The organism is Paraburkholderia caffeinitolerans, assembly GCF_902859945.1.
In the GTDB taxonomy this organism is placed as follows: domain Bacteria; phylum Pseudomonadota; class Gammaproteobacteria; order Burkholderiales; family Burkholderiaceae; genus Paraburkholderia; species Paraburkholderia caffeinitolerans.
The window spans coordinates 51,728-76,087 of sequence record NZ_CADIKL010000024.1 but is presented as its reverse complement, the minus strand read 5'-3'; the positions used below and the strand labels follow the sequence as shown (position 1 = coordinate 76,087).

Annotated in this window: 21 protein-coding genes; 11 read left to right on the top strand and 10 right to left on the bottom strand. The window is 66.6% G+C overall.

Going from position 1 to position 24,360, the window contains the following annotated elements; genetic code table 11:
- The first annotated feature begins 119 nt into the window (after nt 1–119).
- The 3 genes from HV773_RS22200 (at nt 120) to HV773_RS22190 (ending at nt 3,700) form a co-directional block, all read left to right on the top strand.
- On the top strand, nt 120–830 hold the full coding sequence (locus HV773_RS22200) for a TerC family protein (protein ID WP_129562768.1): 711 nt from the start codon (nt 120–122) through the stop codon (nt 828–830).
- A 183-nt stretch (nt 831–1,013) separates the two neighbouring features.
- Nucleotides 1,014–1,703 carry a pilin gene (locus tag HV773_RS22195; protein WP_269467299.1) on the top strand — a complete coding sequence of 230 codons (690 nt, stop codon included), beginning with the start codon at nt 1,014–1,016 and terminating at the stop codon, nt 1,701–1,703.
- Between the two features lie 173 nt (nt 1,704–1,876).
- Nucleotides 1,877–3,700 carry a PglL family O-oligosaccharyltransferase gene (locus tag HV773_RS22190; RefSeq protein ID WP_129562765.1) on the top strand — a complete coding sequence of 608 codons (1,824 nt, stop codon included), beginning with the start codon at nt 1,877–1,879 and terminating at the stop codon, nt 3,698–3,700.
- Between the two features lie 97 nt (nt 3,701–3,797).
- Here the strand turns inward: HV773_RS22190 and moaC are convergent, their stop codons facing one another.
- Nucleotides 3,798–4,277 carry a cyclic pyranopterin monophosphate synthase MoaC gene (moaC, locus tag HV773_RS22185; protein WP_129562764.1) on the bottom strand — a complete coding sequence of 160 codons (480 nt, stop codon included), beginning with the start codon at nt 4,275–4,277 and terminating at the stop codon, nt 3,798–3,800.
- 353 nt (nt 4,278–4,630) lie between these two features.
- Between moaC and HV773_RS22180 the strand changes: the two genes are divergently transcribed.
- The gene (locus HV773_RS22180; protein WP_129563392.1) at nt 4,631–6,502 is read left to right on the top strand and encodes a M48 family metalloprotease; all 1,872 of its coding nucleotides are present in this window, start codon (nt 4,631–4,633) and stop codon (nt 6,500–6,502) included.
- 15 nt (nt 6,503–6,517) lie between these two features.
- Here HV773_RS22180 and HV773_RS22175 read toward each other — a convergent pair whose 3' ends face one another.
- The 5 genes from HV773_RS22175 to HV773_RS22155 form a co-directional block, all read right to left on the bottom strand.
- Entirely contained in the window at nt 6,518–7,171 is a 654-nt protein-coding gene (locus HV773_RS22175) for a DUF2946 family protein (RefSeq protein ID WP_129562763.1), read from the bottom strand.
- A complete protein-coding gene (locus HV773_RS22170) occupies nt 7,164–8,237 on the bottom strand; it encodes a hydrolase (RefSeq protein ID WP_129562762.1) in 1,074 nt (357 codons plus the stop codon). The genes HV773_RS22175 and HV773_RS22170 overlap by 8 nt, the downstream gene beginning before the upstream one ends.
- A 70-nt stretch (nt 8,238–8,307) precedes the next feature.
- Nucleotides 8,308–8,754: a nuclear transport factor 2 family protein gene (locus HV773_RS22165; protein ID WP_129562761.1), complete on the bottom strand. Its 447-nt coding sequence runs from the start codon at nt 8,752–8,754 to the stop codon at nt 8,308–8,310.
- 307 nt (nt 8,755–9,061) lie between these two features.
- On the bottom strand, nt 9,062–10,087 hold the full coding sequence (gene waaF / locus HV773_RS22160; RefSeq protein ID WP_129562760.1) for a lipopolysaccharide heptosyltransferase II: 1,026 nt from the start codon (nt 10,085–10,087) through the stop codon (nt 9,062–9,064).
- Nucleotides 10,088–10,425: 338 nt separating this feature from the next.
- Nucleotides 10,426–10,620 carry a zinc-finger domain-containing protein gene (locus HV773_RS22155; protein WP_129562759.1) on the bottom strand — a complete coding sequence of 65 codons (195 nt, stop codon included), beginning with the start codon at nt 10,618–10,620 and terminating at the stop codon, nt 10,426–10,428.
- A gap of 501 nt (nt 10,621–11,121) precedes the next feature.
- Here HV773_RS22155 and HV773_RS22150 point away from each other — a divergent pair.
- Entirely contained in the window at nt 11,122–12,321 is a 1,200-nt protein-coding gene (locus HV773_RS22150) for a phosphoglycerate kinase (protein ID WP_129562758.1), read from the top strand.
- A 56-nt stretch (nt 12,322–12,377) separates the two neighbouring features.
- On the opposite strand, the gene HV773_RS22145 is transcribed toward HV773_RS22150, so the two are convergent.
- On the bottom strand, nt 12,378–12,722 hold the full coding sequence (locus tag HV773_RS22145; protein ID WP_129562757.1) for a hypothetical protein: 345 nt from the start codon (nt 12,720–12,722) through the stop codon (nt 12,378–12,380).
- Between HV773_RS22145 and pyk the strand changes: the two genes are divergently transcribed.
- The 6 genes from pyk (at nt 12,721) to HV773_RS22115 (ending at nt 19,766) form a co-directional block, all read left to right on the top strand.
- Nucleotides 12,721–14,157, top strand: coding sequence for a pyruvate kinase (gene pyk, locus HV773_RS22140; protein WP_129562756.1), 1,437 nt, complete (start codon nt 12,721–12,723; stop codon nt 14,155–14,157). The two genes, HV773_RS22145 and pyk, sit on opposite strands and share 2 nt — an antisense overlap.
- Nucleotides 14,158–14,565: 408 nt before the next feature.
- Nucleotides 14,566–15,630: a class II fructose-bisphosphate aldolase gene (gene fba / locus HV773_RS22135; protein WP_129562755.1), complete on the top strand. Its 1,065-nt coding sequence runs from the start codon at nt 14,566–14,568 to the stop codon at nt 15,628–15,630.
- 227 nt (nt 15,631–15,857) lie between these two features.
- The gene (locus HV773_RS22130) at nt 15,858–16,748 is read left to right on the top strand and encodes a phosphoribosylaminoimidazolesuccinocarboxamide synthase (protein WP_129562754.1); all 891 of its coding nucleotides are present in this window, start codon (nt 15,858–15,860) and stop codon (nt 16,746–16,748) included.
- A gap of 30 nt (nt 16,749–16,778) precedes the next feature.
- Nucleotides 16,779–17,297, top strand: a complete 519-nt coding sequence (gene purE, locus HV773_RS22125) for a 5-(carboxyamino)imidazole ribonucleotide mutase (RefSeq protein WP_028217826.1) — start codon at nt 16,779–16,781, stop codon at nt 17,295–17,297.
- 185 nt (nt 17,298–17,482) lie between these two features.
- On the top strand, nt 17,483–18,700 hold the full coding sequence (locus HV773_RS22120) for a 5-(carboxyamino)imidazole ribonucleotide synthase (RefSeq protein ID WP_129562753.1): 1,218 nt from the start codon (nt 17,483–17,485) through the stop codon (nt 18,698–18,700).
- 13 nt (nt 18,701–18,713) lie between these two features.
- Nucleotides 18,714–19,766, top strand: coding sequence for an L-threonylcarbamoyladenylate synthase (locus HV773_RS22115; RefSeq protein WP_129562752.1), 1,053 nt, complete (start codon nt 18,714–18,716; stop codon nt 19,764–19,766).
- A gap of 99 nt (nt 19,767–19,865) precedes the next feature.
- Here HV773_RS22115 and HV773_RS22110 read toward each other — a convergent pair whose 3' ends face one another.
- From HV773_RS22110 to dacB, 3 genes are all read right to left on the bottom strand, one after another.
- A complete protein-coding gene (locus HV773_RS22110) occupies nt 19,866–21,251 on the bottom strand; it encodes an SGNH/GDSL hydrolase family protein (RefSeq protein WP_129562751.1) in 1,386 nt (461 codons plus the stop codon).
- A gap of 78 nt (nt 21,252–21,329) precedes the next feature.
- Entirely contained in the window at nt 21,330–22,265 is a 936-nt protein-coding gene (locus HV773_RS22105; protein WP_175196720.1) for a sterol desaturase family protein, read from the bottom strand.
- 291 nt (nt 22,266–22,556) lie between these two features.
- Nucleotides 22,557–24,260, bottom strand: a complete 1,704-nt coding sequence (gene dacB / locus HV773_RS22100) for a D-alanyl-D-alanine carboxypeptidase/D-alanyl-D-alanine endopeptidase (RefSeq protein ID WP_129562749.1) — start codon at nt 24,258–24,260, stop codon at nt 22,557–22,559.
- Nucleotides 24,261–24,360 lie beyond the last annotated feature (100 nt).

Below are 24,360 nucleotides of genomic sequence, written 5' to 3'. Positions count from 1 at the left end.
GAGGTTTCCGGACAGAAGCGAGGAAGTCAGTCATGGCTCCCTCGCTTTTTTTTCTGGCGCGGCTGTTTTTCCCGCCGGCCGCGCCTTGTCGCAGTCATTCACGGTTTTCCGCCGCTTTCATGCTTGAGTTTTTCACGTCGCTCCACTGGGGCGCTGTTTTTCAGATCATCGTCATCGACATCCTGCTCGGCGGAGACAACGCCGTGGTGATCGCGCTCGCCTGCCGCGACCTGCCGGCGCAGCAGCGTTTGCGCGGCATTGTTTGGGGCACGGTCGGTGCGATCGTGCTGCGCGTCGTGTTGATCGCTTTTGCGGTCGTGCTGCTCAACGTGCCGTATCTGAAGTTCACCGGCGGCCTGTTGCTGCTGTGGATCGGCGTGCGCCTGCTCGCGCCTTCGCATCTCGAACATGCCAATGTGAAGCCCTCCGACAAGCTGATCAGCGCGATCAAGACCATCATCGTCGCCGATGCGGTGATGAGCCTCGACAACGTCGTGGCCATCGCGGGCGCGGCCGAAGCCGCCGACCCGCGCCACCGCATCGCGCTCGTTATCTTCGGCCTGATGGTGAGCATTCCGCTGATCGTGTGGGGCAGCCAGCTCGTGCTCAGGCTGCTCGACCGCTATCCCGTGGTGGTGACGCTGGGCGCGGCGCTGCTCGGCTGGATCGCGGGCGGGCTGATCATCAACGACCCGGCCGGAGACCGCTGGCCGCTGCTCGATACGCCCGCCGCCGAATATGGCATGAGTGTGGCGTGCGCGATTCTGGTGGTGGTGGTCGGGCATCTGCTCAAGCGCCGCAATGAGCGGCGCGCGCAGGGCTCGCATTGAGCGTCATGCCGGAGTTCCGCCGGGCGCTGACCGGACCATTGCGAGGGCCGGCGCCCAAGCCGATACTCCGACAGCGCCGGGCCTAAGCCATCCGGCCGACTGCTGCGCCAACGGGGGCGCCGATACGATCGAAGCGCCTGTTCACTGTTTCGTGAGCAGGCGTTTCTCGTTTCAGGAGCCCTGATGATGACCGTATCCCCATCCCTTTCCAGCCCGAGCGCGCCTCGCCTTGCCGGGCCGTGTGCGGCGTCCGCCGCATCCGCCGTGCCCCGGCATTCGTTGGCCACCCATGCCACGCACGCCGCAGCTTCGCTTGTGCAGTCCTGCCGCGCGTTCGTGCGTCTTGCGAGACGCTGGGCCGCGCCTGGTTTCACGCTCATCGAATTGATGATCGTGCTGGCCATCGTCGGCGTGATCGCCGCGTATGCCATTCCCGCCTATCAGGACTATCTTGCGCGCAGCCGGGTAGGCGAGGGTCTCTCGCTGGCTTCCGCGGCGCGGCTTGCGGTGGCCGAGAACGCCGCAAGCGGCAATGCATTCGGCGCGGGCTACACGGTGCCACCGGCCACGCGCAACGTAGAGTCCGTGAAGGTGGACGATACAACCGGGCAGATCACCGTGGTGTTCACCACGCGCATCGCGCCCGATGGCAGCAACACGATCGTGCTCGTACCGTCGGTGCCCGACAACGCCGAATCGCCCACTGCGCGCGTGGCGCTCGCGCAAGGCAGCGTGCAGGGTGGCACGCTCACCTGGGAATGCTTCGCGGGCGGCAAGTCGGCCTCTTCGCTTGGCGAACCGGGTGTGGGTCCGGTGCCTGTCGAGGCGGCTACGCTGCCAGCCAACCTCGCGCCGCCGGAGTGCCGGGCTTGAGAGCGTGAGGTACTTGTGAAGCCCGCGTGAGGGGCAACAATTCGCGCGCCGGCCGCCGGGAGAGCGTCCGGCGCGCGATGTCTGGCGCATGCGGGGGATTTCATTCGTCTACCTTCCGCACAGGGAGGGAAAAGTTTTGTATAGTGCGCCGGTTGCCGACGCCCCCCATTCCCATGCCTTCTCCTTTTGCGCGTTACCTTACGTTCGTCCTGCTGGCCGTTGCACTGATCCTGCCGTATGCGGTCGTCGTCCACACGTATCCCATCCCCACGTTCTATTCCGAATTCACGGCGCTGGCACTGTATCTGATGGTCGGCGCCGGGGTCTGGTTGCTGGTGCGCTCCGCGCGGCCGGCGCGCGACTTTGCTTCGCCGGCGGTCGCGCTTGTGCCGCTCGCCTTCGGTTTGCTGCTTGTCGTGCAAACCCTCGCGCTGCCGATCGAGCAACCGTCGATGAACTGGCTGGGCGTGGGCTATCTGCTGGCCGCCTGCATGGCCGTCCACGCGGGCTATGGCATCACGCGCGTGAACCTCACGCGCACGGCGATGGTGTGGGGCGCCTGGGCGCTCGTGATCGGCGGCCTGTTCGCAGTGTTCTGCCAGGTCATTCAACTGCTGCATCTCGAAACGAAGGTCACGCCGCTCGTCGTTGCCTACAACGTGCGGTTCGACCGGCGGCCGTTCGGCAACATGGCGCAGGCCAACCACCTCGCGACCTACATCGCGTTCGCGACGGCAGCGGCGCTGTATCTCGTGCAGACGCGTCGCCTGAACGTCCTGTTGTGGGTCGTGCTTTCGGTCGTCTACTCAGGCGGCCTCGCGCTTACCGTGTCGCGCGGCCCGTGGCTGCAGATGGCTGTGATCGTCGTCGCGGGGCTCTGGATGGCACTGTCCGCAACGCGCGGCGTGCGGGCCGACGACGAGGCGGGCGGTGCGGGCGCGCGAGTCGGCAACGCGCGGGCCTGGGTCGTACCCATCGTGCTGTTCGTGATTTTCTTCGCCGTAAATGGGCTCGTGCGCTGGGCCAACGTCCACTACGGGCTGCTGCTCGACCAGTCGGCGGCCGACCGCTTCAAGGACGCCGGCCAGATCGCGCCGCGCATCGCGCTGTGGCGCTACGGCTGGACGATGTTCAAGACGCATCCGCTGCTGGGCGTGGGCTGGGGCGATTTCCCGATCCATCAGTTCGAGCTCGCGCGCACGCTGGGCGGCGTCGAGATCGCCAACAACTCGCACGATATCTTCATCGACTTGCTCGCCAAGACGGGTGTGCTGGGCTGCGCGATCGTCGTAATTGGGCTCGTTGCCTGGTTCGTGCGCGCACTGCGTGCGCCGCACACGGCCGAGCGCATTTTCGGTTTTGCGTTGATTGGCGCGCTGGTCATGCATGCGCTCGTCGAGTATCCGCAGCAGTACATGTTCTTCCTGCTGCCCGCGATGTTCGTATTCGGCCTGCTGGAGACGAAGCCGCTACGTTTCGTGCCGCCGAACCTCACGCGCGCCGTTTATGCAGTGCTCGTGTTCGGCGGCATTGCCTCGCTGTGGCCGGTGGTGCGCGACTATAACCGCGCCGAGGTGCTGTACTACGGTTCGCGTCCCGCCGAGGAATATGCGGCGCAGCCGTCGTTCCTGTTCCGCGCGTGGGGCAATTACGGCATGGCGACGCTCATGCCGATCGACGCTCAGGATCTCGCCACCAAGCTCGCCGCGCACGAGCGCGCGATTGCGCTGCTGCCGGGCGAGACCGTGCTGCGCCGCTATGCGGTGCTGCAGGCGCTCGATGGGAATCAGGATGGCGCGTTCGATACCGTAGAGCGCCTGAAGATCTTTGCGCAGGAACTGCATGACTGGCCCACGCAAATGGCCTCGCTCTACAGTCTTTGCGACGGCGAGCCGGCGCTCGCGGGCTTCAAGGCAGCGCTGGTGAAGAAGTACGGCATGCCGGCTACGAAGGTCCAGCAAGAATCGAACGATGCGGACGACGATTCGGACGATTGATTATCAGGTGCGGCGGCTGAGCTCCGGCTCGCCGCTGCGCGGGCCAACGAACGCGCTCAGCGTTTGGACGTTGCCTTAATTCCGCCTTGACTTCGCATTACCCCGCCGCTACCCAATCTCCCGACTTCCCGCCGTGCTTCTCCAGCACGCGCACATCGGTGATCGTCATGCCGCGATCCACCGCCTTGCACATGTCGTAGACCGTCAAGAGGCCTACCTGAACGGCGGTCAGCGCTTCCATCTCCACACCTGTGCGGCCCAGCGTCTCCACTTGCGCCGTGCAATGCACGCCAGGCAGCGCGTCATCAAGCACGAAATCGACCTTCACGCGCGTGATCGCGAGCGGATGGCACAGCGGAATCAAATCCGAGGTGCGTTTGGCGCCCTGGATCGCGGCGATGCGCGCAATGCCAATCACATCGCCTTTCTTCGCGTTGCCGTCGCGCACCAGCGCGAAGGTGGCGGGCAGCATGCGGATCGTGCCGCTCGCCACGGCGATGCGTCGGGTCTCGGCCTTGCCGCCGACGTCGACCATGTGCGCGTCGCCTGCGGCGTCGAAATGCGTGAGTTCAGGCATGGTGGGTTCTTTCGTGATGGGGGCGCGAATTAGCAAGATTTTGCTCGACGTGCCGTGTATTTGCTATCGAGGCAGGTGCTGCGCCAAGGTTCTGGCATTGTAAGCTCGGAGTGAATCTTTCACGTCGATATCTTAAGCGAAAGAAGATCTTCGGCTCCGTGTGAGCATCCGGTCGATCGCGGAGCGTGGCGACCCGGCGATGGCTCTCGCGCATTATTGCGGCTGCGCTTCCATTGGGATCGTGCAGCTTCCGGGGCTCTCGCACCGGGCTACAATCGGCCAGTCGGCGCAGGCGGCACAAGATGAATTCCTGCCGCCAGGCCAGCGTCCTGCATTCTTCGATCCTGTCATCAATGCATCTGAAACGGCTGCTTGCTGCGTGGTTGTGCACGTCGCTCGCCGTTACGCCGCAAGCGCACTCGCAGGCGCCGGGCGGTGGGGCGGGGGCGTCGTCTGCGCGCGCGGCCGTGCTCGATCTTCATGCGGCGAGTGCGCCCGCCACGGGGGCGGCCAGGCCGGGCGCCGTCGCTAGGCCGGGCGTCGCTACGCTTGCCCCCAATGCGCCCGCGCTCGTGAGCGGCCCGCTCGACGATGAAGCCGGCTTCGCCATTCCAGCCTCGATCACGCAGGGCGTATTCGGCACGTATGGCGGTGCGCAGAGCCGTTTCGGCACGTCCGGATCAGGGCAATTCGCCGACTCCTCAGGCATCTCGGGCGCACGCGGCAACGCCGGTGCGCGTACGCCCGCCTGGGTCCCGCAACTGCCCGACCTCGGCGACGGCTCGGGCGGCAAGCTCACGCCGCAGGCCGAGCGCCGCATCGGCGAGCGCGTGATGCGCGAGATCCGGCGCGATCCCGACTACGTCGGCGACTGGCTCGTGCACGACTATCTCAATTCGGTGGCGGAGCGCCTTTCGGCTTCGGCGGCGGCGCAGTTCATCGGCGGATATCGGCCGGACTTCGATCTGTTCGCCATGCGCGATGGGCAGATCAATGCGTTCTCGCTGCCGGGCGGCTTCATCGGTGTGAACACGGGGCTGATCGTGGCCACGCAGACCGAGTCGGAGCTGGCTTCCGTGCTCGGCCACGAAATGGGCCACGTGCTCCAGCGGCACATCGCGCGCATGCTTTCGCAGAACGAGCGCTCGGGCTATGCCGCGCTCGCGGGCATTTTGTTCGGCATTCTCGCGGGCGTGCTGGCACGCAGCGGCGACCTCGGCAGTGCGATCGCCATAGGCAGCCAGGCCTACGCCGTCGACAGCCAGTTGCGCTTCTCGCGCGCCGCCGAGCATGAGGCGGACCGCGTCGGCTTCAAGCTGCTGGCGGGCGCTGGCTACGATCCCTGGGGCATGGTGGCGTTCTTCGAGCGGCTCGAACGCGCGTCGCTGGGCGACACTGGCGTGCCGGCCTACGCGCGCACGCACCCGCTCACCATCTCGCGCATCGCCGACATGGAGGATCGCGCTCGCCGCGCGGCTTACCGGCAGCCGCGCCAGTCGCCCGAATACGGTTTCGTGCGCGCGCGCGTGCGAGTGCTCCAGGACCGTTTGCGCGGCGACTACCTCGATGAGATTGCGCGCCTGCGCGTCGAGATCGACGATCGCGTCGCGCTCAACGTGGCGGCGAACTGGTATGGCATTGCCTATGCGCAAATGCGCGTCGAGCGCTACGACGATGCGGTGGCGTCGCTTGCGAATGCGCGCGCGTCGTTCGCCCGCTTCGAGGCGGCGGACGGCAGCCGTGGGGGCAGCAGCGGGGGCGGCAAAATCCGCAGCTCGCCGAGCCTCGACGTGCTGGCCGCCGAGATCGCGCGGCGCGCGGGCCACGCCGACGAAGCGGTGCGGCTCGCGCAGGCCGCACATGCGGCGTGGCCCGCGTCGCATGCGGCCACCGACGGTCTGTTGCAGGCACTGATCGACGCGCGCCGCTTCAAGGAGGCGCAGATGCTCGCGCGTCGCGAGACCGAGTCCGAGCCGCGTGAGGGGGCATGGTGGCAGTATCTCGCTCAGTCGAGCGCGGGGCTGGGCGACCTGCTCACGCAGCGGCGCGCGCTCGCGGAGAAGTTCGCGCTCGACGGCGCGTGGCCGTCGGCGATCCGGCAGCTCAAGGAAGCGCGCGACATGAAGTCGGTGGGGTTCTACGATTTGTCGACGATCGATGCGCGCCTGCACGATTTCGAGGCGCGCTACAAGCAAGAGCGCGCGGACGAGAAAGACGATGGGTGAGCGCGTCGGTCCGGCTCAGCCAGCAGCCTTTTCTGCCTTTTCCGCTTGTTCCGGACTCCGTACGAAAGCGAAGCGTGCCGGCACTTCCGCGCGCGCGATGGACTGCAAGGGCAGCGCGGCGTCGGCGCGCCAGTGAAATGTGCCGCTCTCGCCGTCCTCGGCTAGCGTCGCATGCTCCGTGAAGTAGTCGAGATCGTGATCGTGCAGCAGGGCCACGCGCGCATGCGGGTCCGCGGCTGCATCGGCGCTTTCAGTGGCCGATTTCGTGATCGATTCCGCAGCCGACTCCCGCGCGGCTTCGAACAGCACGCTGCCATGCTCGTCGACGTACACGGCGGCCGGCTCGAAGGGCTGGCCCGCTTGATCGGCGAGCGTCAGTGAGCCGCCGTTCGCGCTGGCGAGGCGCACGACCCACGGCGTGTATTCGAGCTCGACATAGACGCGTTGCGGTCCGTTCTGGAAGAACCACTGGCCCTTGGCGTCGCGCGCATAGTTGCGGTTGATGAAGCCGATGAGCGCCTCATGCCGGATCGGCGTGCCCGGCGCGCCCTGGGCCTGGTCGGCTTCATCGCGCAGGCGCCAGTGGCCGCGCGCGTCGAGCAGCAACCAGCCGGTGCAATGGGGAACATTGGGCCAGCGAGCGAGCGCCTGTTTGACGATTTCATCCATGAGTCGAGCCGAGCGAGAGATAACGGGTCACGCGCTGCGCGAGCCAGTCGCAGCGGCCCGGAAACGGCCCCGTCATGAAGCCGACGTGGCCGCCGGCTTCGGGCTGCTCGAGCTCGACCGCGGCGCTCACTTCGTGGCGCGCGGGCAGTACGTCGCCGGGCAGGAACGGGTCGTTGCGCGCGTTGATGACGAGCGTGGGCACGGCAATCTCGCCGAGCTTTGGGCGCACCGTCGCGCGGGTGTAGTAGTCGTACGCGCTCTTGAAGCCATGCAGCGGTGCGGTCACGACGTCGTCGAATTCGTACATGTTGCGGGTCGCCAGCACCGCTTGCGCATCGAACAAGCCCGGATACTGTTCGAGCTTTTGCAGCGCCTTCACCTTGAGCGTCTTCAGGAAGCTGCGCGTGTAGACCATGCCGAAGCCGTTCGCGAGCATCTTGCCGCCTGCGTGCACGTCGAGCGGCGCCGAGATCGCGGCGGCGGCGCTCACGATTTTTGCGTCCTCGCGTTGCTGCGCGAGCCAGTGCAGCAGCACGTTGCCGCCGAGCGAAACACCCGCCGCCACGAGCGGGCCGGCGTGGCGCGCGGCGAGGCGGCGCAGGACCCAGTCGACTTCGGCGGCGTCGGCGAGGTGGTAGAAGCGCGGCATGAGGTTCATCGGCCCGCTGCAACTGCGAAAGTGCGGGATGACCGCGTGCCAGCCGCGCGCATGGGCTGCAGCGGCGAACGCGCGGGCGTAGTGCGAGCCGGAACTGCCTTCCAGACCGTGAAAGAGCACGAACAGCGGCGCATTCGGTGGCGCGTTCGGCGCGTCGGCCCAGTCGAGTTCGATGAAGTCGCCGTCGGGCGTGTCCCAGCGTTCGCGCCGATAGGCGGGCATGGGCAGGCGCGAGAACAGCGCGGGGATGATGGTCTGGAGGTGCGCGCCCGGCAGCCAGAAGGGCGCCTGGTAGGTCGAGCCCGCGTGCGCGTGGCCGCTTGCGCCGTTCAGGATAGACGCGGCAGGGTGTCTTGCCGCTTCGTTGCCGGTTCGCCGTAGCGCCGTTTTTTCGCTTGTCGTGCTCATGGCCGTCCCCTTTCTACCGCGCTTGGCCCTTGCTTTTACCGCTGTCCTGCTGGCACCGCGCCTGCCTTCGTCAATGCAGCGCGCCCTGGCCGTGGCGCAGTTTTGCTGAGAACTGGCTCGCGGCTTCGTCGGGCATACGGCTCGCGTGAATGTGCGCGATGCGCCACTCGCCGCGCTCATGCACCATCACATAAGTTGTGAAGACCATCGCCGGAATCGCATTCGGATCCACAGGGCGATGCGCCTCCACGATGGCGTAGACCACCGTGCCCAGGCTGTCGTAGACGCGGATGTCGAGCGGCTCGATCGACACCGGCGCGGCTTCTAGCTCCGCGGCGAGACCGACGCGAATGTCGGACAGGCCGTGCAGATGCGAGCCTTGGGCGCTGATGCAGCTCACGAACTCCTCGTCGATCCACAGGCCCATCAACGCGTCGATGTTGACCTCCGCGACGGCCTGATAGTACGCGTTGAGGGTGTCCGCGGCGGCTTCGAAGATGTGGGCAAAACGTGGCATGGCTCGTTGATCTGATGCGCTTCTTGCGCGGGTTGGCATTGGCTTCGGCGTTTGCTTCGATTCAGATGCGTCGGTGTGCGCCGACGCATCATGAAACCGTCGCGAGACAGGCCTGTGACGCCCCGCTTCGTTGCGCGATACCTGAATTGGGCGCGCGCTTGATGCATGGTGTCAGTGGCGTGCCGCACATCCACGGCGCGAAGCCCATGAGGCGCGTGAGGCTTGCCGGGCGCCGGCAGCCCGCGGGCGGGCCGAAGGGAAACCGCGCGCGGCACGCGCGGCGCGCTTGCCGCCGGGTTCAGTGCTGCTAGCGCTGGGCGACCAGCATACCGCGCAAATCGTCGAAGACCTGTTCCGGGCTCAGTTCGCGCAGGCAGTTCAGATGCCCGAGCGGACACTCGCGCGCGAAGCAGGGACTGCATTCGAGGTGCAGCCATTGTACCTTTGCGAGCTCGGACAAGGGCGGCGTGTGGCGCGGATCCGTCGATCCGTAGATCGCCACGAGCGGCCGGCGCAGCGCGGCGGCGACGTGCATGAGACCCGAGTCGTTGGTGACCACGGCACTTGCGCGCGAGATGAGCGCGCAGGCTTCGCCGAGCGCGGTCTGGCCGCACAGGTTGCGCACGTTCGGGGCTTTGTCGGCGATCGCCTGGGCGAGCGGGGCGTCCTTGGGCGAGCCGAGCGCGACGATCTGCGTGTACGGGAACGACTGCCCGATCATGCGCGCGAGCGCCGCGAAGTGCTCGGGCGGCCAGCGCTTGGCGGGACCGTATTCGGCGCCGGGGCAGAACACCAGCAACGGCACGCGCGTGTCGAGATTGAAGCGGGCCGAGACGCGCGAGGCTTCGTTCGGGTCCGCTTCGAGGCGCGGCAGCGGCAGATCTTCGGGCACGCTTGCGCCGGGTGCGTAGGCGAGCGCGGCGTAGTGCTTGACCATTGGCGGGCGCTCGTCCTTGGGCGGATTCGCGTGGCGCACGTTCAGGAAGCCGTAGCGGCTCTCGCCTGTGTAGCCGATGCGCAGCGGAATGTTCGCGAGCCACGGGATCAGCGCGGACTTGAGCGAATTCGGCAGCACATAGACCGCGTCGTAGCGCTCTGCGCGCAGGTCGCCGGCCAACTGCCAGCGGCGCAGCAACTGCAGCTTGCCATGGGCGAGGTCGGTGGCGTAGACGTCGCGTATCTCGGGCATGCGCTCGAGCACGGGCGCGACCCAGGTGGGCGCAATCGCATCGATATCGATGCGCGGATGCAGTTTTACGAGCCGCGAAAGAAGCGGCTGCGCCATCAGTGCGTCACCGATCCAATTCGGTGCAATTACCAGCGCGCGGCGCATCGGGAGTCAGGGTCCGGAAAAAGGGCAGGGATTTCGTGCGCGGTCCGGCAACCTTGGGCCGGGGCGTGCGCGCGAAACGCGGTTAGGTGATCGGCGCGACAAGCGCGCCGGAAGGCTGCGGGCCGCCCGAGCGGCCCGCGTGGCGGACGATGCACCAGTGGCGGCAGGCGCGAGGAGCACGCCGCGTGCCGGCGCGGGCAGCATCGGGTGCTCTCGCTGGCACGGCTTCTTCTGCGGCGCTGAGCGCCCGGAATGCGGCGGCCTGGGCCGCTCGTCCTCACGTTACGGCCGTGCGCATGAACCGCGCTAACCGTGCAGCTTCATGCCGACAGTAGCCGTCAGTGGCCGTGCACGACCTCGCCGTCGCGCAGCTTGTAGCGCGTGCTGCAATAAGGGCACTTCGCTTCGCCGTGGGTCACGTCGAGAAAGACACGCGGATGATTGCTCCAGCGCGGCATCGACGGATTCGGGCAATACGCGGGCAGGTCCTTGGCCGTCAACTCGACCAGGGGCATTTCCTTGAGTTCGCTCATGAGGATGATTCTCTTTGTATCCGGTGTATCGATCGGGCACAGGCCGGGGGCAGCCGGCTGTCGCGCCGCACGCCCCAAACGCGAACTCTTCGGGCGCGCGCGGGGCAAAGGGTGCCATTTTAGCGTCATTTGTGCGCCGCAAGCGCGCTCGCTGGCGCATGTGCTGGCGCTGTAAGGTCCCGTAAGGTCTGCGCGGCAGTCATGCAAATACGCGACATTCGCCGATGCACGGCTCAGATCAACCTGGCTATCGGCTAAAATACCGATCTCGCAAATCGATGCTGGCCTCGCGCCCGGCGCCGAGCAGCGACCCGCAGCGGCGCCGCGGCCTGTCACAGGGCCGGCAGAGGGCAGCCGCGCGGATCCCGCGCCGCGCCCTCGCGCCTTTGTCCCCGATTGCATGTGTCGGTCACCCCTGTCACCCAGGGCACCCGGGCACGCGTTGCATTCGGCGCCCGCATCGTTTTGCCACCGCCTTCCCACCATCAAGATGAAATCTCCATGAACAAGGTTCTGCGTCTTTCCGACCTGATTTCCGAAGGCAAGCTCAAGGGCAAGCGGGTGTTTATCCGCGCCGACCTGAACGTGCCGCAGGACGACCAGGGCAACATCACCGAAGACACTCGCGTGCGAGCGTCTGTGCCGGCCATCAAGGCGGCGCTCGACGCCGGCGCGGCCGTCATGGTCACTTCGCACCTGGGCCGCCCGACCGAAGGCGAATTCAAGCCTGAAGATTCGCTCGCGCCGGTTGCCAAGCGTCTCGCCGAGCTGCTCGGCCGCGACGTGCCGCTGGTTGCGAACTGGGTCGAGAACGGCGTGAATGTTGCGCCGGGCAACGTGGTCCTGCTCGAGAACTGCCGCGTCAACAAGGGCGAAAAGAAGAATTCCGACGAGCTCGCGCAGAAAATGGCGCAGCTCTGCGACATCTACGTGAACGATGCTTTCGGCACCGCGCACCGCGCCGAAGCCACCACCTACGGCATCGCGAAGTACGCGGGCATCGCCTGCGCGGGCCCGCTGCTGGCGGCCGAACTCGACGCGCTCGGCAAGGCGCTCGGCGCGCCCAAGCGCCCGCTCGTGGCGATCGTCGCGGGCTCGAAGGTCTCGACCAAGCTCACTATCCTCAAGTCGCTGGCCGAAAAGGTCGACCAGTTGATCGTCGGCGGCGGCATCGCCAACACGTTCATGCTCGCGGCCGGCCTGAAGATCGGCAAGTCGCTCGCCGAAGCCGATCTCGTCGATGAAGCGAAGGCCATCATCGAAGCGGCGCGTGCGCGCGGCGCCTCGGTGCCGATCCCGACCGACGTCGTGACCGCCAAGGAATTCTCGCCGACGGCCAAGGCCGAGACGAAGAACGTGGCCGACGTGGCCGACGACGACATGATCCTCGACATCGGCCCGGTCACGGCCAATGCGCTCGCCGCGCAGCTCGCGCAGGCCGGCACGGTGGTGTGGAACGGTCCGGTCGGCGTGTTCGAGTTCGACCAGTTCGGCAACGGCACGAAGACGCTCGCGAGCGCCATTGCGAATTCGGGCGCGTTCTCGATCGCCGGCGGCGGCGACACGCTCGCAGCCATTGCGAAGTACGACATTGCCGACAAGATCAGCTATATCTCGACCGGCGGCGGCGCTTTCCTCGAATTCCTCGAAGGCAAGAAGCTGCCGGCCGTGGAAGTGCTCGAAACCCGGGCGGCAGGTTAAGTGGCGCCGCGCGCCCCGGCCGGGAAGGTGGCAAAGGCCGCCGCCAACGAGTCTCCTCACGCCAGTGCGGCCAAGCCGCGCGGTGCAGCCGGGGCCGCGAAAGTTGCAAAAGAGCAGGGGCGCGCAGCGTCCCTCGCAGGCAAGGCGCGGACGAACGCGACGCCCGCCGCCGCGCCAGAGCGCGAGCCTGCACCGCTCGCGAGCACGAACATCAGTAACGCCGGCAACACCGGCGCAAGCAACGCCGCGCCAGTCCAGCCGACTGGCGCCGAGCCCTCCAAGAAAGCGACGCCGGGTCTGACCGGTGCGCGTTCCGGCCCCGCCGCATTGGCGTTGGAGCCGGCCAGCACATCTCGCAACAACGGTTTTTCCAGCGGTCCTATCCAGACGAGGAGACTCATGCATCGCGCCACCAAGATTGTTGCCACCATCGGTCCGGCTTCCAGCACGCCGGACATCCTGCAGAAAATGATCCGTGCGGGATTGGACGTGGTGCGTCTGAACTTCTCGCATGGCACCGCGGACGATCACCGTCAGCGCGCCGAAATGGTGCGGGAATGCGCGCGCCAGTCCGGCCGCGAAGTCGCGATCATGGCCGACCTGCAAGGCCCGAAGATTCGCGTGGGCAAGTTCGAGAACGGCAAGACGACGCTCGAGCCGGGCAAGCCCTTCATCCTCGACGCCGAGTGCGAGCTGGGTAACGACGAGCGTGTCGGCCTCGACTACAAGGATCTGCCGCGCGACCTGAAGCCCGCCGACGTGCTGCTGCTCAACGATGGCCTGATCGTGCTCGACGTGGTGCGCGTGATCGGCAGCGAGATCCACACCACCGTGCGCGTGGGCGGCGACCTGTCGAACAACAAGGGCATCAACCGCCAGGGCGGCGGCCTTACGGCGCCCGCGCTCACCGCGAAGGACATGGAGGACATCCGCACGGCGATGTCGCTCGGCGCGGACTTCGTGGCCGTGTCGTTCCCGAAGAACGCCACCGACATGGAAATGGCGCGCCAGCTCGCGAACATCGCGGGCGCGCCCTACGGCATCAAGCCGAAGATGATCGCGAAGATCGAGCGCGCCGAAGCGATTCCGGCACTGCAGGAAATTCTCGATTCGTCGGACGGCATCATGGTCGCGCGCGGCGATCTCGCTGTGGAAGTGGGCAACGCGGCGGTGCCGGCGCTGCAAAAGCGCATGATCCGCATGGCACGCGACTCGAACAAGCTCGTGATCACGGCCACGCAGATGATGGAGTCGATGATCCATGCGCCGGTGCCCACCCGCGCCGAAGTCTCGGACGTGGCCAACGCCGTGCTCGACGGCACCGACGCCGTGATGCTCTCGGCCGAATCGGCGGCAGGCAAGTACCCCGTGGAGACCATCGAGGCCATGGCCGCGATCTGCGTGGAAGCGGAGAAGTCGGAGCACAGCGAGCTCGACAAGGATTTCCTCGACCGCACTTTCACGCGCATCGACCAGTCGATCGCCATGGGCGCGCTGTTCACGGCCTATCACCTGGGCGCGAAGGCTATCGTCGCGCTTACGGATTCGGGCTCGACCGCGCTCTGGATGTCGCGCCACTGGACCCATGTGCCGATCTTCGCGCTCACGCCGCGCACCGGCAGCGAGCGGGCGATGTCGCTCTACCGCAATGTCACGCCGCTGCATCTGGACACCAGCAACGACCGCGACACGGCGCTCCAGCAGGCTATCGAAGTAGTGGTGAGCAAGGGCTACGCGGCGCGCGGCGACATGGTCGTGCTGACGGTGGGCGAGCCGATGGGCCAGCCTGGCGGCACCAACACGCTGAAGATCGTGCGGGTCGGCGACGTCTTCTAAAGTCGCGGCGAATTTTTTCGCTTTATTTTCGAGGTTTGCGCGGGCAAGGGATCAGCGCCTGATGCTGGTATTTAATTGGTATCTTAACGGTGCCAATCAGGTGCCAATCAGGTGCTAGTCAGGCGCGATCCAAGCCGCTTTTTGCTGTATTCGCGGCCCGCGCGACGGCGAGGCAGTGCGCGGGCTGTCAACTCTTTTTGCATCTTCTCGCCGATTTGACGTCCTGATACGCTAATTTCATGCCAGTTCGTTTTTTTGGCGGCGGGAACGTAGTGGCTTCGCGATAAAATCACGCAATTGAGCCCGCAGCTTGGCGCGCGGGCGGTGGCCGCCAGGCCATCCTCGACCGGTCGCATAAGACGGCCGGCGGCACGAAGCAATTCGTTTTAAATCAAAGGAGTAGCAACAATGCCTCTCGTTTCAATGCGTCAACTGCTCGACCACGCCGCTGAAAACGGCTATGGCCTGCCGGCGTTCAACGTGAACAACCTGGAACAAGTCCAGGCCATCATGGAAGCCGCCAGCCAGGTCGGTTCGCCGGTGATCATGCAGGCCTCGGCAGGCGCGCGCAAATATGCGGGCGAGCCGTTCCTGCGCCACCTGATCGAAGCCGCGATCGAGTCGTATCCGCATATTCCGGTGGTGATGCACCAGGACCACGGCCAGTCGCCGGCGGTCTGCATGGCAGCCATCCGCAGCGGTTTCTCGAGCGTGATGATGGACGGCTCGCTCGAAGCCGACGGCAAGACGGTCGCTTCGTACGAGTACAACGTCGATGTCTCGCGCAAGGTCGTCGAAATGGCGCACTCGATCGGCGTCACCGTGGAAGCGGAACTGGGCGTGCTCGGCTCGCTCGAGACGATGAAGGGCGACAAGGAAGACGGTCACGGCGCCGAAGGCACCATGACGCGCGAGCAGCTCCTGACCGATCCGGAGCAGGCCGCCGACTTCGTGAAGCTCACGCAGTGCGACGCGCTGGCTATCGCCATCGGCACCTCGCACGGCGCGTACAAGTTCTCCAAGAAGCCCACGGGCGACATCCTGTCGATCCAGCGCATCAAGGAAATCCACGCACGCATTCCGAACACGCACCTCGTGATGCACGGTTCGTCGTCGGTGCCGCAAGAGCTGCTCGCGGAAATCCGCGAATTCGGCGGCGACATGAAGGAAACCTACGGCGTGCCGGTCGAAGAGATCCAGGAAGGCATCCGTCACGGCGTGCGCAAGATCAACATCGACACCGACCTTCGTCTGGCGATCACGGGCGCGATCCGTCGCTACATGTTCGAGAACCCGTCGAAGTTCGACCCGCGCGACTACCTGAAGCCGGCTCGCGAAGCCGCCAAGAAGGTCTGCGTGGACCGCTTCCTCGCGTTCGGCTGCGAAGGCCAGGCTGGCAAGATCAAGCCGGTCTCGCTCGACAAGATCGCCGAAAAGTACAAGTCGGGCGAACTCGCGCAGATCGTCCGCTAAAAGGATCGCCGCGCTGGCGCGGCTATCCTGAAGTCGTAAAAACATCGCCGTTTCCGCCTGTTTTGGGGGAACGGCGATGGGCTTTTCCGGGATTTCTGATTAGTTTTGGTTTACCCTCGCAATACTTTCAGATTCCGGCTCCCCGCCGGGGACTGATTCCGCGATCCGTGGCCGCGATATTGCCCGGATCTGCCCGTTTTCGATTGTCCTTTTAGCGAATCACGACGATGTCTACCCTCTACGAATCCACGCTCCGCTCGCTGCCGCTCCTCGGCCGCGGCAAGGTCCGCGACAACTACGCCGTGGGCGACGACAAGCTGCTGATCGTCACGACCGACCGCCTTTCGGCGTTCGACGTCATCATGGGCGAGCCGATTCCGCGCAAGGGCGAGGTGCTCAACCAGATGGCCGACTTCTGGTTCGAGAAGCTCAAGCACGTCGTGCCGAACCACCTCACGGGCGTCGCGCCCGAGACGGTCGTGGCCGCCGACGAAGTCGATCAGGTCAAGGGCCGCGCCGTGGTGGTCAAGCGCCTCGAGCCGATCCTCGTGGAAGCCGTGGTGCGCGGCTATCTGGCCGGCAGCGGCTGGAAGGACTATCAGGCAACCGGCGCCGTGTGCGGCGTGGAACTGCCGCCGGGCCTGCAGAACGCGCAGAAGCTGCCCGAGCCGATCTTCACGCCGGCAGCCAAGGCTGAAATGGGCCACCACGACGAAAACATCACCTACGAAGAGATGGAGCGCCGCATCGGCACCGAGCTCTCGCGCACCATCAAAGAGATTTCGATCAAGCTGTACAAGGAAGCCGCCGATTACGCGGCCACGCGCGGCATCATCATCGCCGACACCAAGTTCGAGTTCGGTCTGGACAACCACGGCCAGCTCTATCTGATGGACGAGGCGCTGACCGCCGATTCGTCGCGTTTCTGGCCTGCCGACCAGTACCAGGTGGGCTCGAATCCGCCGTCGTTCGACAAGCAGTTCGTGCGCGACTGGCTCGAAACCCAGGACTGGAAGAAAGAGCCGCCGGCGCCGAAGCTGCCCGACGACGTGCTGGCGAAGACGTCGGCGAAGTATCAGGAGGCGCTCGAACGCCTCACGGGCCAGAAGCTCGCGTAAAGCAGCGCAAAGAGGGAAGAAGGAAGCACAATGAGTGAAGTTCAGACGGCTCACCAGCATGCGGCGCCGCTCGTCGGCGTGTTGATGGGCTCCAGCTCCGACTGGGACACGATGAAGCACGCGGTCGCGATCCTGCAGGAATTCGGCGTCGCGTACGAGGCCAAGGTGGTTTCGGCGCACCGCATGCCCGACGAAATGTTCGAGTACGCGGAAAAAGCGCGTGAGCGCGGCCTGCGCGCGATCATCGCGGGCGCGGGCGGCGCGGCGCACCTGCCCGGCATGCTGGCGGCCAAGACCACGGTGCCGGTGCTCGGCGTGCCGGCGGTCAGCAAGTATCTGAAGGGCGTGGACTCGCTTCACTCGATCGTGCAGATGCCCAAGGGCGTGCCGGTCGCGACCTTCGCCATCGGCGAGGCGGGCGCGGCCAATGCGGCGCTGTTCGCCGTATCGATGCTGAGCGTGACCGATCCCGAATACGCGAACAAGCTCGCGGCCTTCCGCGTGCGCCAGAACGAAGCGGCGCATGCGATGGTGCTGCCGGCGCTTTGAACGCGGCGCCGTTTTGATTACGGCGCTTTGATGCAGCACCTGCTCGCTGCGAAGCAGGCAAGTGACATCGTCGAGATGCGAAGAGGCGGGGCAGCGCTCCCGCCTCTTTGCGTTGCGACGTTAAACCTCGGTCTGGCCCGCGCGCCTTCCCCGCGCGCCGCGGCCAGCCGCGACCGACCACGAAGATGACTCCTGACAACTCTCCGGTTTCACCGATCCTGCCCGGCGCATGGCTGGGCATGGTGGGTGGCGGCCAGCTCGGCCGCATGTTCTGCTTTGCCGCCCAGGCCATGGGCTATCGCGTCGCGGTGCTCGATCCCGATGCGACGAGCCCCGCCGGCGCCGTGGCCGACCGCCATATCCGCGCGCCCTACGACGACCCGGCCGCGCTCACCGAACTCGCGCGCCTGTGCGCGGCCGTCTCGACCGAATTCGAGAACGTACCCGCGGCGAGCCTCGACGCGCTCGCGAAGTCGACCTTCGTGAGTCCCGCCGGCCGCTGCGTGGCCGTCGCACAAGACCGCATCGCCGAGAAGCGCTTTATCGCGGCGGCGGGCGTGCCGGTCGCGCCGCACGTGGTGATCGAGTCGCGCGAGGCGCTGGACGCCATCGGCGACGAAGCGCTCGCCGCCGTGCTGCCGGGCATCCTCAAGACCGCACGCATGGGCTACGACGGCAAAGGCCAGATTCGCGTGACCAACGCCGAAGAAGTGCGCGAGGCCTATGCCTCGCTCGGCGGCGTGCCGTGCGTGCTGGAAAAGCGCCTGCCGCTGAAGTTCGAGGTGAGCGCGTTGATCGCGCGCGGGGTGAGCGGCGTGAGCGTGGTGTACCCGCTCGCGCAAAACGTGCATCGTGACGGCGTGCTCTCGCACACCATCGTGCCCGCGCCCGACGCGAGCGCCGCGCTCGTGCAGCAGGCGCAGCAGGCTGCGATCCAGATCGCGGCGAAGCTCGGCTATGTGGGCGTGCTGTGCGTGGAATTCTTCATCCTCGAAGACGGCTCGCTCGTCGCCAACGAAATGGCGCCGCGCCCGCACAACTCCGGCCACTACACGGTCGATGCGTGCGCCACGAGCCAGTTCGAGCAGCAGGTGCGCGCGATGACCGGCATGCCGCTCGGCGACACGCGCCAGCACTCGCCGGCCGTGATGCTCAACATTCTCGGCGACGTGTGGTTTGCCGTGGGCGCCGGCGAGACCAAGGCGCAGAAGGGCGCTGCGCCCGTCACGCCGCCGTGGGACCAGGTCGCGGCGATGCCCTCGGCGCGACTGCATCTGTACGGCAAGGAAGAGGCGCGTCCGGGCCGCAAGATGGGCCACGTGAACTTCACCGCACCGACGCTCGACGAGGCGCGCTCAGCCGCGCGCGATTGTGCGCGTCTGTTGCACATCGCCACGCGCTGAGCCGGGCCGCATCATGTCTGATCAGCAGCCAGGCCCTAACGTAACTGCGGTAACCGCAGTAACCGCAGCCGAGATCGAAGCCGCCGCCGCATTGCTCGACGCGGGCGAGCTGGTCGCGTTTCCCACCGAGACGGTCTACGGGCTCGGCGGCGACGCGGCGAGCCCCGAAGCCGTCGCGCGCATCTACGCCGCGAAGGGCCGGCCCGCGAATCATCCGGTGATCGTGCATCTGCCGCCGGGCGGCGATCCGCAATACTGGGCCGCCGAGTGGCCCGAGGCCGCGCAGAAGCTCGTCGATGTGTTTTGGCCCGGCCCGCTCACGCTGATCGTCAAGCGTCATCCGCGCATTCCCGATGCGGTGAGCGGCGGCCAGGATTCGGTGGGGCTGCGTTGCCCGTCGCATCCGGTGGCGCAGCAACTGCTGGCCGCGTTTTCGAAGCGGCGCGGTGGCCATGGCGGCGTCGCGGCGCCTTCGGCAAACCGCTTCGGCCATGTGAGCCCGACCACGGCGCAGCACGTGCGCGACGAGTTCGGCGCGACCGTGCATGTGCTCGATGGCGGGGCGTGCGACGTCGGCATCGAGTCGACGATTCTCGACCTCTCGCGCGGCTTCCCGGCGCTGCTGCGCCCCGGACACGTGAGCCCGCACGACATCGCGCGCGTGCTGGGCGAGGCGCCGCGCTTGCCCGATGGCTCGGACGCCACGGCGCCGCGCGCGTCGGGTACGCTCAAGGCGCACTACGCGCCGCGCACGCCGCTCGCGCTGCTGCCGTTCGAGGCGTTGGAGCCGCTGCTCGCCGCTGCGCGCGACGCGGGTGAAACGGTGGCGCTGGTGGCGCGCGGTTCGCGCGCCGGGGCGTGGGCGAGCGCTGCGAACGTGCATTTCGTGGCCGCGCCTGAAGAGCCGCAGGCCTATGCGCGCGAGCTCTATGGCCTGCTGCGCGCGCTCGACCGCGCGAACGTCTCGCGCATTCTCATCGAGAAGCTTCCGGAGACCATCGAGTGGATTGCCGTGAACGATCGCCTTGGGCGCGCGGCTGCGGCATTCGAGGCGCAGCAGGACTAAAGCGCGATCTTCCGCGCTCTATGAAAATGCAAACACCCCACGACCCTGGCGGGCCGTGGGGTGTTTTTTTACGCCGGGAGATCCGGCGCGTACGGTCTGTTACTGCGGCGCCTTGCCGACGCCCGCGGCAGCCAGCTGCTTTTCGACGAAAGTGGCGAACTGCGCGTGCAGCGAGGTGGTCGGGTGAAAGAGATCCGCGAACATGTAGGTCGTGGGCGCGTTGGGGGTCGTGTATGTCTGCGGCGAGCAGAACAGCGAGTCGCCGAAGGCTTGGCCGTATTGCTGCGCGGCGGCGTTGAGGACCGCTGGCGGCGTCGTCGCCGGGTCCAGACCGAGCGTCGCCTGCGGATGGGCCAGTGCATAGTTCGTGGCGCTGGCCGCCATCTTCGTGATGTCGCAGCCGGTCCCCGTGTTCGTCACGGTGAAGCCGAGACTCGCCGCGTTCTGGATCGACTGATCGAGCCACGAGAACGTGTCGACCGGCAAGACCTTCTTGGACGCAATCGAGGGCTGGAGCCCCTTCAGCAGAGTGAGGTTGTAGACGGCGGAAATGAGCGAGAGCGCCTGGTCGGGCGCGTTCGCCGAGCCCGGCGTCGCGCCGACGGCCTGATCGGCCATTACCGCGGCCGGCGTCTTGCCGATGTCGGGCACCGTCATGACCGCGACCTTGGGCGTGCCCGCGATCTGCGTGTTGACGATGGTGGCCAGCGTCGTGGCCGCCGTGACGATCGGCAGAACCGATGCGAAGTCGGTGGCGGCGTTCGGATCCGTCGTGATGATCTGCAGCGCGATGGCGGCCGGCACCAGCGCTTCGGCCTGAGCCTGCGTGAAGCCTTGCGCGACCAGCGACTGGACCGTTTTCGCCTGCGTCGCGGGATCGGTAACGAGCGTCGAGAACGGCGTGGCAGCAAGGGCCTTGCCGAACGCCGTGAGCCCGGCGCCGCCGTTGTCGAGCAGCGCCAGGATTTCGTTCGAGCCGCCTTCGACGAGCACGAGCTGGTTCGCGTTGAAGCTGCCGTGCTGCGCCAGGTACTGGCCGACCTGCCAGGTCAAGGGCTGCTGGCTCGCGGTGGCGATCGGGGCGCTGGTATTGGCCACGCCGCCGGTGGAGACCATTGCGCCGCCCTGTGCGTAGTCGAGGCCGCCCGAGGCCGTCAGCGGCAGGCCGAAGCCGCCTTCGAAGGCCGGCGTCAGCGGATTGCCGAAATACTCGGACACCTTCTGCGCCCAGACTTCGCCCGGGTTGGTCGTGAACTGGCCGCCGCCGAAGCCCGGCAGGATTTGCGGCGAGTACGTGCCGGCGTCGGTGAGGCTCGTGCCGAAGGCCACGACCTGCAGGCTCACGCCCGACGGCGGCGGCGTGCTCGTGTTGCTGCTGCTGCCGCCACCGCCGCCGCACGCGGCGAGGAGCGCGAAAGCCGCGCTCGCGACAGCGATCTGGGTGGCGCGCACGAGCGTACGGTGTTTCGGTCCTTGTTGCTTCATATTCACTTCATCTCCTCTGTTGTGGCATGTGTTGCCATTTCCTGCTGCCAGCTTTTAATCATCAGACTACGCAATGTGTCAGGTTTTGCGCGATCCGATGTCACCCTCGGTGTTGTTTTCCGACACGTATGTGCGTATCGCAGCCAAACCTGTTTCCGCGTGCGCGGCGTCCCGGCGCGCGCACCAGTCGGGCGGGGCGAACAGCGCGGCCAGACGCGAGCGCCAGTCGGGCATGCGCGAGCAGTCGCGCGCCATCGCCAGCCATTCGTGAAAGCTCGCCTTAAGCGGGTTGTAGGTGTCGAGCGGCTTGACGATGCCGTAGACGGGCGGCTCGTGCGCGTCTTCCTCGACGTAGCTGCCGAACAGGCGATCCCAGATCGCAAGCACGCCTGCGTAATTGCGATCGATGTACTGCGCATTGCGCGCGTGATGAACGCGATGCATCGACGGCGTGTTGAACATGTACTCGAGCCAGCCGAGTTTGCCGACGGTTTGTGTATGCACGAAGAACTGGAACGCGAGATTGACGAGCACGATGCCGACGATCTGCATCGGCGGAAAGCCGAGCACGGCGAGCGGAATCCAGAAGACCCACATGCCCGCGACGGGGTACATGAGGCTCTGGCGAAACGCGGTGGAGAAGTTGAGCCGCTCCGACGAGTGGTGGACGACGTGCGCGGCCCATAGCCACCGCACGCGATGGCTCGCGCGGTGGAACACGTAATAGAGCAGATCCTGCGCGACGAACAGCGCGAGCCACGCACCGATGCCCGGCTGCCACGAGACGAGGCGCCAATGCCGGTAGACGTACGCGTAGACGGGAATGGCGACGAGCCAGGCGAGCTTGTCGGCACCTTGGTGCATGAGCGCGAGCGCGGCGTTGCAGAGTGTGTCGGGCCAGCTATAGAGCGTAGCGCCGGGGCGCGTGCGGGCGAGGTGCCAGGCCTCCCAGCCGATGCAGGCGAGAAAAACAGGCGCGAGGGCGAGCAGCAGCCAGTCAACGTCGAACTGCACGAATCCCGTCCTCCTTGTCCCTTGAGCGGCGCTGGCGAGTCAGCGCGGCGTTGTTGTGTTGTGTCGAGCGGCATATTCCGACGCGCCAACCGACTTTGCCCGTCAGGGTACACGCCCGACGCGTGCGGCGCTCGGGGCTTTGCTAGAGGAAAACTTCGAGCGGAGCGCCCGGTGGGGGAGGGTATGGGGGCGGGTATGGGGGAGCAAGAAGGGGCGATGCGCAGGTCGAATTAGCGCATCGAGTTTGTTCAGCAAGCGGGCGCGCCAGGACGGGCCGGCGCGCCCAGGCGATCAGTGCGCGCCGCGCGCCCGCTTCGCGGTCTTGCCGGTTTTTTCTGCTTTGGTTGCGTGGCTGGCGGACTTGCTGGAGTGAGCCGCCTTCGACGCACGCTTCGGATGCGGATCGACGTACACGGGCTTTTCCTCAGGCATGCCCTGATAGACCCATTCGAGCAGCGCATCGTGCGCGGCGCGCGCGGCTTCGGCGCGCGGATCGTTGATGAGGCTCACGACGATCCAGCTCTCGCCGTTCTGGGCGGCCACATAACCCGCGATCGCGCGCACGTCGCGCAGCGTGCCGGTCTTGATGTGCGCATTGCCGTCGACGCCCGCGTTGTTCAGGCGATGGCGCATGGTGCCGTCCACGCCCGCGATCGGCAGCGAGTCGATGAACGGCTGCGCCACCGGGCTCGCATTGGCGGCTTGCAGCAGATTCGCGAGCGACAGCGCGCTGATGTGCTCTTCGCGCGAAAGGCCGCAGCCGTTGTCGAGCACGAGTTCGGGCATGTTGAGGCCGCTCTTGCGCAGGAACGCGGTGACGGCGGCGGAGGCCTTCGCCGTGGTCGCGGGCGGCTTGCCGGCGACCGCGCCGAGCGTGAGGAACAGGTTGCGCGCCATCACGTTGTTGCTGAACTTGTTGATGTCGTGCACGACGTCCGAGAGCGGCGGGCTTTGATGCACGGCGATCGGACGCGAGCGTGGCGGCACGACGCCTTCGCGCGTCGTTCCAGCAAAGCTGCCGCCGGCCTGTTGCCAGAGCGCGAGAAAACCGTCGGCGAAGAAGGTGCTGTGATCGACGGGCGCAGCCATGTTGAGCGTGCGTTCGCCGCAGTGCGTCGCGTAGTTGCCCTCGAAGCTCGCCGTGACCACGCCGTTCGCGCCCGGCGTGACTTGCGGGGTCGGCAGCAGGCCGCCGCATTTGCCGCCGCGCTCGCGGATCTGGTTGTCGATCTGCCATTGCGCGACGGGCGGCACCACGTTGACCGACACGCCATCGGGCGACGGTGCGAACGTGAACGAGACCGCCTTGAACGCGTACATCAGCGGATCGGGGCCGACGTTGTACGGCGCGCTGTCGTCGCCGTCGAACGAGGGCAGGTCGCGTGTGGACACGTCGAACTCGCTCTTGTCGAGCACGAGCGCGCCTTCGATGCGTACGATGCCGGTCGCGCGAATCTTCTGCACGAGGTCGATCAGTTCCTCGGGGACGAGCTTCGGGTCGCCCGTGCCCTTGATATAGAGGTTGCCGTGCAGCGTGCCGCTCGCGTCCACGTCGCCGTCGGTGTAGGCGCTGGTCTTCCAGCGGTAGTCGGGCCCGAGCATCGAGAGACCGCTCCACGTGGTGACGAGCTTCATCGTCGAGGCGGGCATCATCGGCTGCCCCGCGTTGACGGCGACGCTCGGCTGGCGGTCGCCCACTTTCTCGATTACCACGCTCACCGAAGAAAGGGGCACGTGTGCGCGCTCGAGCCCCGCCATCACACTGGGCGGCAGGACGGTGCTGACGTTGACCGTCGGCACGCGTGCGCCGGCGGGCAGTGGTTCACTCTGGCCTTGTGCCTGGGCCGGCGTGCCGGCAAGGGACGTGGCGAGCGCGGCGCAGGCAAGGGCGAGCGCCAGAGGACGTGCAAGCGGGCGAGCAAATCGACGTGCAAGCAGACTTGGAGTGTTCGGGCAGAACAGGGTACGTAGACGGGACAGCGAAACGGGCGGCATGAAGAACGTGGGACGAGAAAGGGGGCGTTCGCATCGCGGCGCCGCGCGCCGCAAAAGCGCCCATTGTAAAGACCTCGCGTGGCGTGCGCGCATTGGCGGC